Below are 14,883 nucleotides of genomic sequence, written 5' to 3' on the forward strand. Positions count from 1 at the left end.
GCCCTGAGGGAGAGGGCAGGGCTGAGGGGGGAGAAAAGTGCAGCATGGCTCAATCTCCCCACCTCCATTTTCCTCAAACGAGACGATAAATCAGATCTCCAGCGCCAGCTTTGTGCCCTGCGCAATGGCGCGACGGGCGTCCAGTTCCATTGCCACATCACACCCGCCAATCAGATGCACCGGTTTCCCCGTTGCCCTCAGGGGGTCGAGTAGCTCACGGCGTGGCTCCTGGCCTGCGCACAGCACCACATTGTCGACGTCAAAAACCTGTGGCTCGCCGCCAATCAGCACATGCAGGCCGTCGTCGTCGATCTTCTGGTAGCTCACGGAAGGGATCATTTTCACGCCTCTGGAAAGTAATGTCGTGCGGTGGATCCAGCCTGTTGTCTTGCCCAGACCTTCACCGGGTTTAGAGGCTTTACGCTGCAACATGACGATGTTGCGCGGGCTTTTTGGCAATTGCGGGCCCTCCGGGCGCAGGCCGCCCACCTGATTCAGGCTGGTGTCGATGCCCCACTCAACGCAGAACTCCGCAATATTTTGGCTGGTCGGCTCACCGGGTTGGCTGAGGTACATCGCTGTATCAAAGCCGATCCCCCCGCAACCAATGATCGCTACCTTTTCGCCAACCGGCACCTTATCGCGCAGCACGTCCAGATAGCTCAGTACCTTAGGATGCGCGATCCCCGCGATCTCTGGCATGCGCGGCGCAATGCCGCTGGCGAGGATCACCTCATCAAAGCGTGTCAGCATGGCGGGAAGCACAAACTGATTGAGCTGAAGATCAACACCTGTTATTTCGATCATTCGCCGGTAATAGCGCAGCGTTTCATAGAACTCCTCTTTGCCGGGGATCTGTTTGGCGATATTAAATTGCCCGCCGATCTCTGCGGCGGCATCAAACAGCGTCACGCGGTGCCCGCGCATCGCGGCATTAACCGCAAAGGCCAGCCCCGCCGGTCCAGCCCCGATCACCGCCAGCGTTTTTATCTGCACGGCAGGGGTAAGCGGCATTTTGGTTTCGTGGCAGGCACGAGGGTTCACCAGGCAGGAGGTGATTTTGCCGACGAAGATCCGATCGAGGCAGGCCTGATTACAGCCAATGCAGGTGTTTATCTCATCCGCCCGGCCGCTTTGTGCTTTGGAGAGGATCTCCGCATCGGCCAGAAAGGGGCGTGCCATCGACACCATATCGGCGTCGCCACGCGCCAGCAGCGCATCCGCAACCCCTGGATCGTTAATGCGGTTGGTGGTGATGAGCGGCACGTTTACCTTGCCTTTGAGCTTGCGGGTGACCCAGCTAAAGGCCGCGCGCGGAACGGCGGTCGCGATGGTGGGAATGCGCGCCTCATGCCAGCCAATGCCGGTGTTGATGATCGTCGCCCCCGCGGTTTCAATGGCGTTGGCCAGTTGCACGGTCTCTTCAAAGACACCGCCACCCTCGACCAGGTCGAGCATCGACAGGCGGTAGATAATGATAAAATCGCTTCCGACCCGTTCACGTACCGCCCGCACCACGTCCACGGCAAAGCGCATGCGGCGGGCATAATCGCCCCCCCATTCGTCCTCACGCTGGTTGGTGCGCGCGGCGAGAAATTCATTAATCAGATAGCCCTCAGAGCCCATCACTTCTACGCCATCGTAACCGGCCCGTTTGGCCAGCTCAGCGCAGCGGGCAAAATCGTCAATGAGCGTCAGAATTTCATCATGGCTAAGCTCGTGAGGCGTAAAGCGGTTAATGGGAGCCTGAATAGCCGAGGGGGCGACCAGCGCAGGCTGGTAGCTGTAGCGCCCGGTATGCAGAATTTGCAGCGCAATTTTGCCCCCTTCCTGATGTACCGCATCGGTAATCAGGCGATGATGCGGAAGCTGGATTTCATCGTTGAGCACCGCGCCGCCCTGCATAGTGACGCCTGAGAGCGCCGGGGCCACGCCGCCGGTGACAATCAGCGCCACACCGTGCCGTGCGCGCTCGGCATAAAAAGCCGCCAGCCGGGCTGCACCGTCAGGGTGTTCCTCTAATCCGGTATGCATTGACCCCATCAGTACGCGGTTTTTTAAAGTGGTAAACCCCAGATCGAGCGGGGCAAATAACGACGGGTAGTGGCTCATAGGGCTTCCAATGTAAAATTATTGTTATGTGGTCGGATGAGTTGTAATTTAGCTGTTGCTGGGGAAAGTGGAAAACGGGAATGTGGTGATTGTGATGGAATTCAAAGAATGGTGCGGCCTGATGCCCTCACCCTTGCCCTCTCCCACGGGGAGAGGGGACCGCTCGTGCTCGCGTTTATTTGTGGGGATCTCTCTCGCACGTGGAGAGGGGATCGATTGAGCAGGCAGGGTCTGGCTTTTCTCCCTCTCCCTCAGGGAGAGGGCCGGGGTGAGGGGGAACGTACCAGCCCCGGAGCCTGCCACATGGATGTTGTCAGACCGCTGTCGACCAGCCCGAGCTGGTCGGCGTAGACCGCCTGCCATTTTTGCATCATGCCGTCGTAAAGCTCCCGGTGCGCAGGATTGGGAGTAAACTCCCGGCTCCATTTCACCAGCCGTTCGCCCGTCGCCGCCATATCGTCGTACAGCCCGGCACCGACTCCCGCGGCAATGGCACAACCCAGCGCGGTTGCCTCTTTCACCTCCGGCACACGCACCGCCAGGCCGGTGACGTCACTGAGGATCTGACTCCACAGCGCACCTTTTGCCCCGCCGCCGGCAAACACCAGACTGTCAAATTTCACCCCTGAGAAGCGGGAGATCTGCGCCAGATTACAGGCGGAAACAATGGCCGCATTCTCTTCGAGGGCTCGGAACAGCGTTGCCTTATTACACTTTTCCGGATCGATGGAGAGGTTAATAAACGACGGCGCGGCGTGATACCACTGCCTGAAGTGCATAGCGTCGGAGAAAATCGGCATCACGCCGTGCGAGCCCGCAGGTACGCGTGCCGCCATCTCTTCCAGCAGAGAATAGGCATCCATCCCCATGCGTTCGGCAATCAATTTTTCTTCCGCGCAAAAGGCATCGCGGAACCAGCGCATGGTCAGACCGGTGAAGAAGCTGATGGATTCAGCCTGCGCCATACCCGCAATCACATGCGGATTCACGCGAATATTCATCTCCGGATCGGTACGCACCTGCGGCAGATTGACCACCTGCTGCCAGAAAGTGCCGCCGAGCACCGCCGTCTGCCCTGGACGCACCACGCCAAGGCCCAGACAGCCCAACTGCACGTCGCCGCCGCCCATCACCACGGGGGTACCTTCCCGCAGGCCGCTCTCCTGCGCCGCCTGCCTTGTCACCTCACCCAATACGCTGCCGGTCTCTTTTACCGGAGAGAGGATATCGGCGCGCAGCCCGGCCATGTCGAGCAGGGAAGGACGCCAGTCGCGGGTAAAGAGATCGAGCATACCGGTGGTGCCCGCGTTGGAAGGATCGACCGCCAGCCAGCCGGAGAGTCGGGCGGCCAGCCAGTCGCTGATCATGGTGATCGTCGCCGCGTTGCGGTAAATGTCCGGGCGATGGTGGGCCAGCCACAGCAGACGGGGCATGGCGCTCAGCGCCAGCGTCTGACCGGAGACTTCATACACTTGTGACTCAAACTGGTCCTCATGGATCTCTTTTAGCTCAGCCACTTCGCGACTGGCGCGGGCGTCAACGTTGGCGCAGGCCCAGATCGCCTCGCCGTTGCGGTCGTAGAGGACGATGCCTTCGCGCATCGAGCAGCAGGCAATCGACTTGATATCAGCGCCGTTTAATCCTGCATTCGCCAGCGCCTGACGAATGCACTGACAGGCCAGCTGCCAGTTGGTGGCGAGATCGAACTCCATCGATCCGGGGACGTTTTCCACGCTGAGGTGTTTCCATTCCGCCTGGCCGACGGCGATTTGCCGCCCGGATAAGTCGAAGATCACTGCACGAATGCTGCCGGTCCCTGCATCTAACGCTAAAAGGTAACTCATGGGCTTGCCTCGCTGTTATCCACGCGGCAACGCCTGAGGCGCATTATTGCGCCAGCGCCAGAACCGCGCGTGCTGTCGTCTCTTCCGTCACCAGGCCATTGATACGGCAACCTTTGAGTGCGGCATAAATCGCATCTGCTTTTTCCGTTCCGCCCGCCACACCAATGATGGTGGGCAGCTGCGCCAGTTCATCGAGCGTGACGCCGAGTAATTCCCGGTGGATTTCCAGCCCTTCCACACGTTCGCCATTGGCCTGCAAAAAGTAGCCAAGGATGTCGCCTACGGCCCCTTTGCGGGCGAACATCAGCTGCTCGCCTTCGCTGATATACCCTGAGCGCAAAATGGTGGCATCGCGTTTCTGATTTACCGATCCAATGCCCACGACCGCCACATCTGCGGCGCTGGCGGCGAGGATCACATCCCGCACGCTCGACTCTTTTTTCAGGATCTCTGCCACTTCCGGGGATGAAACCCGTAAGGGGGCAGGGATCATGCTGATGCTACAGGCGGCATCCAACTGACCAATCCCGGTCATGTAGGGCCCCACGCCGCCGGACAGGGTCACCAGCCGCACCTGTTGCGAGCTGATGAAGCCGCTCAGGTGCTGAATGCAGCTCATCGTCGCCTCGCCAAAACCCACCGCCAGCAGTTGGCCGGGTTCCAGCACCCCCATCAGGGTTTGTGCCGCGCCCACGCCCAGGCGTGCGTTCATCGGCGGCGTGTTCAGCGCGGGCAGCACCCGTGCTATCCGCAAACCAAATACCCGTTGCAGCTCGGTCTCCAGCGCCAGGCATCCCTCATAGCGGGAGTTGATCTGGACGCGGATCACCCCGGACTGCCGCCCTTTTTCCAGCAGGCGGGAGATCTTCAGTCGCGGCAAGCCAAGCCGTTCGCCAATATCGTTTTGCGTCAGGCCGTCGTGGTAGTAGCACCAGGCCACGCGAGCGACCAGTTCTTCCTCTGCCAGCGCCAGTCCTGCAAAGCGTCCTTCTTCCAGTGCTTTTTTTTCGCTCATAAGTGAACTCTTATAAAAATTTAGATCATATGTTCGACATTGCCGGAGTTGAAAATGTGAGCCATCCGGCAAAACCGATCTTTTGATGTCGCTGTAGGAATAAAGAGATCCAAATGCATAAAAATGTGATCACTGCACGGTTGTAAATATAGTTCACCGTCTACGCTTTTGAACATTATTGAATCAAAAAATCATTTGTTCAATAGCGGGGCGAGAATGAATCCACTGATTGAAGCGCGGGGCATCACCAAACAGTTTTCAGGCGTGAGCGTGTTGAAAGCGATTGATTTCACCCTGCACGCAGGCCAGGTTCACGCCCTGATGGGGGGCAACGGCGCCGGGAAATCGACGCTGATGAAAATCATCGCCGGGGTAGAAACCCCCGATAGCGGAGAACTTTTCGTCTGCGGAAAGGCATTTGCGCGCCTTAAGCCGAATCAGGCGCATCAGCTGGGCATCTATCTGGTGCCGCAGGAGCCGATGCTGTTTCCCAACCTGACCGTGCGAGAGAACATTCTGTTTCGCCTGCCGCGTAACGGTGCGCAGGACGCATTACTGGCGGAAAAACTGCAACAGCTTAACTGCCAGCTTAATCTGCAGGCGGCCGCCAGCACCCTGGAAGTAGCGGATCAGCAGATGGTGGAGATCCTCCGTGGCCTGATGCGCGATGCGAAAATCCTGATCCTCGACGAACCCACCGCCTCGCTCACGCCGGGCGAAACCGAACGTCTGTTCCGCCAGATTCAGGCATTACAGGCACTGGGGGTCGGCATCGTGTTTATTTCCCACAAGCTGCCAGAAATTCGCACTCTCGCCAGCCATGTTTCGGTGATGCGCGACGGGGCAGTGGTGCTCAGTGACGCCATCGAAAACCTTAATGACAACGCGCTGATAAGCGCCATGACCCCGGCCAGTCGCGAGCGTGGCCTCAGCGATACGCAAAAGCTGTGGCTGTCTCTGCCGGGCAATCGTCGCACCCAGCCGCAGGATTTTCCGGTGCTGCGGGTCGATGACCTGACCGGCGAAGGCTTTATCGATCTTAATCTTGAGATCCACGCCGGAGAGATTGTCGGCCTGGCAGGACTGGTCGGGTCCGGCCGCACCGAATTTGCGGAGACCTTGTATGGCCTGCGCCCAGTACGCGCCGGACGGATCTGGCTGGAAAACCGCTACATTAACGGTGACTCCACCCGCGCGCGCCTGGATCGCGGGCTGGTCTATCTGCCGGAAGACCGGCAGGTGTCCGGGCTGTTCCTCGATGCCCCGGTACGCTGGAACACCGTGGCGTTGAACGAACCCTCCCTCTGGCAGCAGCGCAAGCGTGAGGCGGCGGTGGTGGAGCGGTATCACCGGGCGCTGGGCATCAAGCTTAATCATGCGGACCAAATCGTGCGCACCCTTTCTGGCGGCAACCAGCAAAAAGTGCTGCTGGCACGCTGCATGGAGGCGAACCCGCTGCTGCTGATCGTGGATGAACCGACGCGCGGCGTAGATGTGGCAGCCAGGGCGGATATCTACCAGTTGATCAAAAGCGTGGCGGCGCAAAACGTGGCGGTGCTGATGATCTCAAGCGATCTGGATGAGTTTCCGGGACTGGCGGACAGGGTGCTGGTGATGCATCAGGGACGGCTGAGCGGTGAACTGTCGCGCCATGCGGTCAGTGTGGATCGCATGATGACCCTGGCGTTTGGCGGAGGACAGGCATGAAAACCCTACTGAAAAATCGCGAACTGAGCGCCTTGCTGGCGATCCTCGCCCTCTTCATTGTACTGGTGGGGCTAAACCCTGCTTTCTTTAGCCTGCAAACCGTCAGCATGATCTTCGCCAGTAGCCAGATCCTGATGCTGCTGGCGATGGGGGCTGCACTGGTGATGCTGACCCGCAACATTGATGTGTCGGTGGGATCGACGGTGGGGCTGTGCGCCATTGCCGTTGGCGTGGCGCTCAACAGCGGTTACAGCCTGCCGGTGGCGATCCTTTTTTCTCTGGCGATCGGGGCGCTGGCCGGCGCCTTTAACGGCGTGCTGGTGGTGGGGCTGAAGATCCCGGCGATCGTGGCGACGCTCGGCACGCTCGGCCTCTACCGCGGAGCGATGCTGCTATGGACCGATGGGAAATGGATTGAAGGACTGCCCGCCAGCCTGAAATCGCTCTCTGTCTCCGGTTTCATCGGTATTTCCCCCCTCGGCTGGCTGGTTTTGCTGGTGCTGGGGGCAGGGACCTGGGTGCTGGCGCGCACGGCGTTGGGTCGCGACTTTTACGCCGTGGGGGATAACCTCGCCGCTGCGCGTCAGTTGGGGGTGGCGGTGAACCGCACGCGCATGACCGCGTTTACGCTTAATGGCGTGCTGGCGGCCTGTGCCGGGATTGTCTTCGCCTCACAAATTGGTTTTGTGCCCAACCAGACCGGTAGCGGGCTGGAGATGAAAGCCATCGCCGCCTGCGTGCTGGGGGGCATTTCGCTGCTCGGTGGAACCGGCACGCTGGTGGGCGCTTTCCTCGGTGCCTTCTTCCTGACTCAGATAGATACCGTGCTGGTGTTATTCAGGCTCCCGGCCTGGTGGAACGACTTTATCGCCGGCCTCGTGCTGCTCGGGGTGCTGGTGCTTGATGGTCGCTTGCGTCAGGCGCTGGCCCGCCATCAGCGACAGCTCAAATACAGTCGCTTTATGCCCGGTAACAAGGGGGGCAAAAACGTTGCCCGCTTTCCGAAACGCAAAAATAAAGAGGTGGCGTAAATGAAGCTCAACTGGGAAAGCGCGCTGCTGCTGATACTGGTGCTGGAAATCCTCTTCTTCGGCGCCCTTAATCCACGCATGCTGGATATCAATATGTTGCTGTTCAGCACCAGCGACTTTATCTGCATTGGCATTGTGGCGCTGCCGTTGACGCTGGTGATCATCAGCGGCGGGATTGATATCTCGCTCGGCTCAACCATTGGCCTGTGCGCCATTGCGCTGGGGGTCATGATGCAGGCGGGCTGGCCGATGAGTCTCGCCATACCGCTCACTCTGCTGCTGGGGCTGCTCTGCGGCCTGCTCAACGCGGCGTTGATTCACTACACCGGCATCAGTCCGTTGGTTATTACCCTCGGCACGCTCTATCTCTACGGCGGCGGGGCGCTACTGCTCTCCGGCATGGCTGGGGCGACGGGCTATGAAGGCATCAGCGGGTTCCCGGACAGCTTCACCGCCTTTGCCAACCTGACCGTTCTGGGCCTGCCCGTTCCGCTGGTGCTGTTTGCGTTCATTACCCTTTTTTTCTGGCTGATTACCCACCGTGGTCGCTTTGGTCGCCACCTCTTTTTGCTCGGTCAAAACCCGCGTGCGGCGCGGTATGCCGCGCTGTCGGTTAACGGCATGCCCTACGCATTGTATGGCCTGGTGGGACTGGCGTCGGCCATCGCCGCCGTGGTGCTGGTCTCTTATTTCGGTTCAGCGCGTTCCGATTTGGGACGCGATCTGTTAATGCCCGCGCTGACCGCTGCCGTGCTTGGCGGCGCCAACATCTATGGCGGTTCGGGTTCGGTGTTAGGTACTGCGCTGGCGGCGTTGCTGGTGGGGTATTTGCAGCAGGGGTTACAAATGATCGGCATCCCCAACCAGGTGTCGAGCGCGTTGTCAGGGGCGCTGTTGGTGGTGGTGGTGATGGGGCGTTCGCTGAGTCTGCACCGGGAATGGGTGCGTATGACCTGGCGTCGGGTTCTCTCGCGTTAATTTTTTGGAGCATGAGATGAAGACAAAACTGATAGTGCAACTGAGCGCGCTGGCACTGGCCGGTAGCGTGATGGCCGCCCAGGCGGCAGACCGCATCGCCTTTATTCCCAAGCTGGTCGGCGTGGGCTTCTTTACCAGCGGCGGCAACGGCGCGAAAGAGGCGGGCAAAGATCTCGGGGTCGATGTGACCTATGACGGCCCGACGGAACCCAGCGTCTCCGGCCAGGTTCAGCTTATTAACAACTTCGTCAACCAGGGCTACAAGGCGATTATCGTCTCGGCAGTCTCACCGGATGGCCTCTGCCCGGCGCTGAAACGCGCGATGCAGCGCGGCGTCAAAATTCTGACCTGGGATTCCGATACCAAGCCGGAGTGCCGCAGCATTTACATCAACCAGGGGACGCCGGAACAGCTCGGCGGACTGCTGGTCGAGATGGCCGGCAAGCAGGTCACCAAACCCGATGCCAAAGTCGCTTTCTTCTACTCCAGCCCAACGGTGACCGACCAGAACCAGTGGGTGAAGGAGGCGAAAGCCAAAATCGAGAAAGATCATCCGCAGTGGCAAATCGTCACCACCCAGTTTGGTTATAACGACGCCACTAAATCGCTGCAAACCGCAGAAGGGATCTTAAAAGCGTACCCGGATCTGGATGCGATCATCGCTCCGGATGCCAACGCACTGCCCGCGGCGGCGCAGGCGGCGGAGAACCTGAAACGGGAAGGGGTAGCGATCGTCGGCTTTAGTACGCCGAACGTGATGCGTCCTTATGTAGAGCGCGGCACGGTGAAAGCCTTTGGTCTGTGGGATGTGGTGCAACAGGGCAAAATTTCGGTGAACGTGGCTGAGCATATGCTCAAAAAAGGCGATTTGAACGTGGGTGACAGCGTTGAGGTGAAAGATCTTGGGACGCTGAAAGTAGAGCCTAACAGCGTGCAGGGCTATCAGTATGAGGCGAAAGGCAATGGCATTGTGCTGCTGCCGGAGCGCGTGGTGTTCACCAAAGAGAACATTGGTAAATACGACTTCTGACGGGGGAAACGATGGCGGATTTAGATGACATTAAAGACGGCAAAGATTTCGGGTTTGAGACGCCGCAAAAGAACGTACCTTACACGCTGAAAGGCTGCGGGGCGCTGGACTGGGGCATGCAGTCGCGCCTCTCACGGATTTTTAATCCGCAGAGCAACCGCACGGTGATGCTGGCGTTTGACCACGGCTACTTCCAGGGGCCGACCACCGGGCTTGAGCGCATCGACCTCTCTATTGCGCCGCTGTATGGTGAAACGGATGTGCTGATGTGTACCCGTGGGGTGCTGCGTAGCCAGGTGCCGCCCGCGACCAATAAGCCAGTGGTACTGCGGGCATCAGGCGGTAACTCTATTCTGACTGAGCTGTCGAACGAGTGCGTGGCGGTGGCCATGGAGGATGCGCTGCGCCTGAACGTTTGTGCGGTGGCGGCCCAGGTCTATATCGGCAGCGAGCATGAACATCAGTCAATTAATAACATCATTAAGCTGGTGGATGCCGGTAATCGCTATGGCGTGCCGACGCTGGCGGTTACCGGGGTAGGAAAAGAGATGGCGAGGGATGCGCGCTATTTTTCGCTGGCCAGCCGTATCGCCGCCGAAATGGGGGCGCAGTTTGTGAAAACCTATTTTGTGGAAGAGGGGTTTGAGAAGGTGACCGCCAGTTGCCCGGTGCCGATTGTCATCGCCGGCGGCAAGAAGTTACCAGAGCTTGAGGCATTAGAGATGTGTTTTCGCGCCATCGACCAGGGGGCGTCCGGCGTGGACATGGGGCGCAATATTTTCCAGTCCAGCGCGCCGCTCGCCATGCTTAAAGCCGTGAAGAAAGTGGTTCATGAGAACATAAGCGCACGTGAGGCGTATCAGTTCTGGCAGGAAGAGAAACAGGGAGAACAGAAATGAATGTGACGCTGGTGGAGATCAACATTAAGCCGGACAAAGTGGATGAGTTTCTTGAGGTGTTTCGCGCCAATCACGAGGGCGCAATTCAGGAGCCGGGAAATCTGCGTTTTGATGTGTTGCAGGACAGCAAAGTGAAAACGCGGTTTTTTATCTATGAGGCGTACAAGGATGAGGCTGCGGTTCTGGCCCACAAAGAGACGCCGCACTATCTCGCCTGCGTAGAGAAGCTGGAGGCGTTGATGTCGGAGCCACGTAAGAAGCGGACGTTTGTGGGGCTGATGCCGGAATAGCGGTTTGGTCTGGTGCGCGGTGTTCCCCTCATCCCAAAGGGTTGAGGTATCCGGTCAAGTAGGTTGGGGCTGTTTTTCACCCTCTCCCTTGAGGGCTGAGGGATCCCCACAAAATAATACGAGCACGGACAGTCCCCTCGCCCCACCGGGGAGAGGGTTAGGGTGCGGGGAAACATGCGGCTCTGAGGGGCATTCCGTTCACCTTATGTTCCTTGCTTTTCTGTCACGCCAGAACCCGTGAACGTGCCAGGGTGGTTCACCGCCACCCCCCTGGCGACCCGGGCTCCCGGCCAGGAAAATCGCCGCTGGCGCGGTTCACTATTCGCCCCATCCCTGGGGCTCACCCTTTCAGGGCTAGCGCAAGCGCTATTCAAAATTGCTCCCGGCAATTTTGTCAGCGCATTCCTTCAGGCTTATCGGGGACGGGCGAAGGTAACGTCCCTGTAAAGTCGCCCTCGTCGCGCATCCCTGCGCGTCGCCCCGGCCTTACGGATACGCTTCGTCGATTTTCAGCCGGACCCAGTCATCGCTTTAACTGTTGTGTTCTTATTGCGCAATATTATCGCTGCAAAACGTAAGATTACTGCGGATCCCTCAGTCCTTGAGGGAGAGGGCAGGGGTGAGGGGGAGAAGGCCGCGCCGTCTTTACGCTTCTTCTACCGCTACGCGCATTGCCGCCAGCGCGGTGCGGGCCGCTTTTAGCACCTGCTCACACTGCTCAATGGTCAGCGTTAACGGCGGTTCGATACGAATAGTTTTCGCATTGTTGAGCGTCCCGGCGACCAGCACGCGCTGGCGGAACATTTCGCTCGCGAAGGTGTAGCCGATTTCATTGTCGACAAACTCAATGGCCATCAGCATGCCTCTGCCGCGCGCGTCCTGCACCATATCCGGGTACTCGCGTGCCAGCAGACGGAAGCCGTCCAGCAGCATGTCGCCTTTCTGCTCCGCCTGTGCCGGTAGGTTCTCTTCCAACAGCACGTTGATGGTCGCCAGCGCTGCCGCACAGGCCAACGGATTACCGCCAAAGGTCGTGGTGTGCAGGAAAGGATTATCGAACAGAACGGAGAAGACCTCTTCGGTGGCGATGGTTGCGCCAATCGGCATGACGCCGCCGCCGAGGGCTTTCGCGAGACATAAAATGTCTGGCGTGACGTTCTCATGCTCGCAGGCGAACATTCTGCCCGTGCGGCCCATGCCGGTCTGCACTTCATCAAAAATCAGCAGTGCGCCAAATTCATCACATAGTTTACGCACGGCTGGCAGGTAGCCCTGCGGTGGCAGAATAACGCCCCCTTCACCCTGAATCGGCTCAAGGATCACGGCAGCCACATCGTCACCGGTGTTGTGGCATTCGCTCAGCAGCATGCGCATCGCGTCGATGTCCCCAAAAGGTACATGACGGAAGCCCGGCAGCAGTGGCATAAACGGCTTACGGAAGGTCGATTTCGCGGTGGCGGAAAGCGCGCCTAACGATTTGCCATGGAACGCGCCGCTGGTGGCAACGAAGGTGAATTTTCCCCGTGGCGACTGGTACGCTTTGGCAAGTTTCAGCGCCGCTTCGACGGACTCAGTACCGCTATTACTGAAAAAGCTGTACTTCAGTTTGCCTGGGGTCAGTGCCGCCAGCGTTTTTGCCAGCATCGCCCGCAATGGGTCGAGAAGTTCCTGACTGTGAAGGGGTTGTTTTGCGAGTTGATTCTGTACGGCGGAGACAACAACTGGATTACGGTGCCCCACATTGAAGATGCCAAACCCACCCAGGCAATCTAAAAACTCCTGCCCCTGAGTGTCGACAAGCGTATTCAGACTGCCCGCTTGCCATTCTACGGCCCCGTAATCCCCGCCTGCGGTGACAGATTTTCGATACTCTAAAAATCCCGGGTTCACATGTTCTTTAAAATACTCTCTGACCTCTCGGTTCAGCTCCTTCATCTCGTCGCTATCAAGCGTTCGCTTTTCAATGAGATTCAGTGCGTGAGCGCTGCACGCTAAAGCCGATGCGCTGGAAGGTAACCTGTTCAAAATAAGCTCCTGGCGGGGCGTATCACATGATACTGATTTAAGTATTGCAGGGATTGCGCCACATCGAAGCCGCAACGCTAAATCGGGATAAACGCCTGGGATTACGCCGAATACATGGCAGGAGATCCCGAAAACCCCGCTTTTGCGCAGGCAGTAATGGTGAAAAAATAGACAGTTCAGCGGTAGGGAGCGCGAAGAATGCGTCACAATGGTGCATGTTGTGCCCCGTAATAAGGCGGCAGTATTGCAGGGAACTAATTAATTTCATCGCGGGACTATATAAATCAGTAAGTTATATGACATACAAAAAATGCGGTTTTTTGGTGATTTGCGATCTAAATCAAATTTAACAACTAAAGATAAATTTCTTAGCGCCGAAATAACATTCGCCCTCAATTTAACAGTTAAATAACCTGCATAGGACGCTAACATGGCTTCTCCTCCAATGGTCACGCAACGGGAGTACACCCTTGACGATGACACCACTCTCATGTCGACAACCGACCTGCAAAGCTATATCACCCACGCCAATGACAACTTCTCTCAGGTAAGTGGTTTTAGTCTGCAAGAACTCATGGGCCAGCCGCATAATCTTGTTCGCCACCCGGATATGCCCAAAGCGGCGTTTGCGGACATGTGGTTCACCTTAAAACAGGGAGAGCCCTGGAGCGGTATTGTGAAAAACCGTCGTCAGAACGGTGACCACTATTGGGTCCGTGCTAACGCCGCGCCGATGGTGCGTAACGGAAAAGTGACCGGCTATATGTCTATCCGCACCCGCGCCACCCCGGAGGAGATCGCAGCCGTGACGCCGCTTTATCAGGCGTTACAGGAAGGGCGCGCGAAAAAGCGCATCCATAAAGGCCTGGTGGTCAGTCGTGGCTGGCGGGGCAAGCTTGCGTCATTGCCGCTGCGCTGGCGGGCACGCAGTGTCATGGTGCTGATGTGGCTGGTACAGGCCGCAGGATTGTGGGCGATGAACAGCGGCGCTGGGCCAATGGCGCTCAGCGCGCTGGTGATGCTTTTAGGGTGCGCCTGCTATGAGTGGCAGATTGTGCGCCCGGTAGAGCAGGTCGCGCGCCAGGCGCTGAGCGTGGCGACGGGCGAGCGCAACAGCGTGGATCACCTTAATCGCAGCGATGAACTGGGGCTGACATTGCGTGCTGTCGGTCAGTTGGGGTTAATGTGTCGTTGGCTGATCAATGATGTCTCCTGCCAGGTCAGTAGCGTGCGTAGCGGCAGTGAGACGCTGGCGAAGGGCAATGATGCGCTGAACGAACGCACCCGCCAGACGGTGGTTAATGTGCAGCAGACCGTGGCGACCATGAGCCAGATGGCCGCGTCGGTACAGAACAATTCTGAGACTGCCTCAGCGGCAGACAAACTCTCCAGCGCCGCCAGCAATGCAGCGGCGCAGGGTGGCGATGCAATGGAAACCGTGGTGAAAACCATGGATGAGATTGCCGACAGCACCCAGCGCATCGGTTCCATCACCAAGCTTATTAATGACATCGCCTTCCAGACCAATATTCTGGCCCTCAATGCCGCGGTGGAAGCCGCAAGAGCAGGAGAGCAGGGCAAAGGCTTTGCGGTGGTAGCGGGCGAGGTGCGTCATCTGGCGAGCCGCAGCGCCAGTGCCGCCAATGACATCCGCAAGCTGATCGATGCCAGCGCCAGCAAAGTGCAATCAGGCTACGATCAGGTGCATGCAGCCGGGCACACCATGGATAACATTGTGGCCCAGGTGCAGAACGTGACCTCCCTGATTGGGCAGATCAGCCTGTCGACCACCGAGCAAGCACAGGGGCTGAATGAGCTCACCCGTGCGGTGGCGGAACTGGAATCCATCACCCAGAAAAATGCCGGACTGGTTGAAGAGAGCGCCAGCGTGTCGGCGATGGTCAAGCACCGCGCCAGCCGCCTGCAGGATGCGGTCTCAGTGCTTCACTAAG

Annotated in this window: 11 protein-coding genes; 7 read left to right on the forward strand and 4 right to left on the reverse strand. The window is 58.4% G+C overall.

Annotated elements, in window-relative coordinates:
- Window positions 1–90: 90 nt before the first annotated feature.
- From ACUY4Q_RS03360 to lsrR, 3 genes are all read right to left on the reverse strand, one after another.
- Window positions 91–2,112 (reverse strand): oxidoreductase, encoded by a 2,022-nt coding sequence (locus tag ACUY4Q_RS03360; RefSeq protein ID WP_458045685.1) that lies wholly within the window; start codon window positions 2,110–2,112, stop codon window positions 91–93.
- Between the two features lie 251 nt (window positions 2,113–2,363).
- A complete protein-coding gene (gene lsrK, locus ACUY4Q_RS03365) occupies window positions 2,364–3,956 on the reverse strand; it encodes an autoinducer-2 kinase (protein WP_458045686.1) in 1,593 nt (530 codons plus the stop codon).
- 43 nt (window positions 3,957–3,999) lie between these two features.
- Window positions 4,000–4,971 carry a transcriptional regulator LsrR gene (lsrR, locus tag ACUY4Q_RS03370; RefSeq protein WP_458045687.1) on the reverse strand — a complete coding sequence of 324 codons (972 nt, stop codon included), beginning with the start codon at window positions 4,969–4,971 and terminating at the stop codon, window positions 4,000–4,002.
- Between the two features lie 216 nt (window positions 4,972–5,187).
- Here lsrR and lsrA point away from each other — a divergent pair, with 216 nt between their 5' ends.
- Genes lsrA through lsrG form a run of 6 tightly spaced genes read left to right on the forward strand, consistent with a single transcriptional unit; the run spans window position 5,188 to window position 10,906 of the window.
- Entirely contained in the window at window positions 5,188–6,678 is a 1,491-nt protein-coding gene (gene lsrA, locus ACUY4Q_RS03375; RefSeq protein WP_458045688.1) for an autoinducer 2 ABC transporter ATP-binding protein LsrA, read from the forward strand.
- On the forward strand, window positions 6,675–7,709 hold the full coding sequence (gene lsrC / locus ACUY4Q_RS03380; RefSeq protein ID WP_458045689.1) for an autoinducer 2 ABC transporter permease LsrC: 1,035 nt from the start codon (window positions 6,675–6,677) through the stop codon (window positions 7,707–7,709). Before lsrA ends, lsrC begins: the two co-directional genes overlap by 4 nt.
- Window positions 7,710–8,687, forward strand: a complete 978-nt coding sequence (gene lsrD / locus ACUY4Q_RS03385; protein WP_458045690.1) for an autoinducer 2 ABC transporter permease LsrD — start codon at window positions 7,710–7,712, stop codon at window positions 8,685–8,687.
- A 16-nt stretch (window positions 8,688–8,703) separates the two neighbouring features.
- Window positions 8,704–9,717, forward strand: a complete 1,014-nt coding sequence (gene lsrB / locus ACUY4Q_RS03390) for an autoinducer 2 ABC transporter substrate-binding protein LsrB (protein WP_458045691.1) — start codon at window positions 8,704–8,706, stop codon at window positions 9,715–9,717.
- A gap of 11 nt (window positions 9,718–9,728) precedes the next feature.
- Window positions 9,729–10,616, forward strand: a complete 888-nt coding sequence (gene lsrF, locus ACUY4Q_RS03395; protein ID WP_458045692.1) for a 3-hydroxy-5-phosphonooxypentane-2,4-dione thiolase — start codon at window positions 9,729–9,731, stop codon at window positions 10,614–10,616.
- On the forward strand, window positions 10,613–10,906 hold the full coding sequence (lsrG, locus tag ACUY4Q_RS03400; RefSeq protein WP_458045693.1) for a (4S)-4-hydroxy-5-phosphonooxypentane-2,3-dione isomerase: 294 nt from the start codon (window positions 10,613–10,615) through the stop codon (window positions 10,904–10,906). Before lsrF ends, lsrG begins: the two co-directional genes overlap by 4 nt.
- Window positions 10,907–11,551: 645 nt before the next feature.
- On the opposite strand, the gene ygjG is transcribed toward lsrG, so the two are convergent.
- Window positions 11,552–12,931, reverse strand: a complete 1,380-nt coding sequence (gene ygjG / locus ACUY4Q_RS03405) for a putrescine aminotransferase (protein WP_458045694.1) — start codon at window positions 12,929–12,931, stop codon at window positions 11,552–11,554.
- Between the two features lie 430 nt (window positions 12,932–13,361).
- On the opposite strand from ygjG, the gene ACUY4Q_RS03410 reads away from it, so the two are divergent.
- On the forward strand, window positions 13,362–14,882 hold the full coding sequence (locus ACUY4Q_RS03410) for a methyl-accepting chemotaxis protein (RefSeq protein ID WP_458045695.1): 1,521 nt from the start codon (window positions 13,362–13,364) through the stop codon (window positions 14,880–14,882).
- Window position 14,883 lies beyond the last annotated feature (1 nt).

Source organism: Phytobacter cepae, assembly GCF_054165735.1.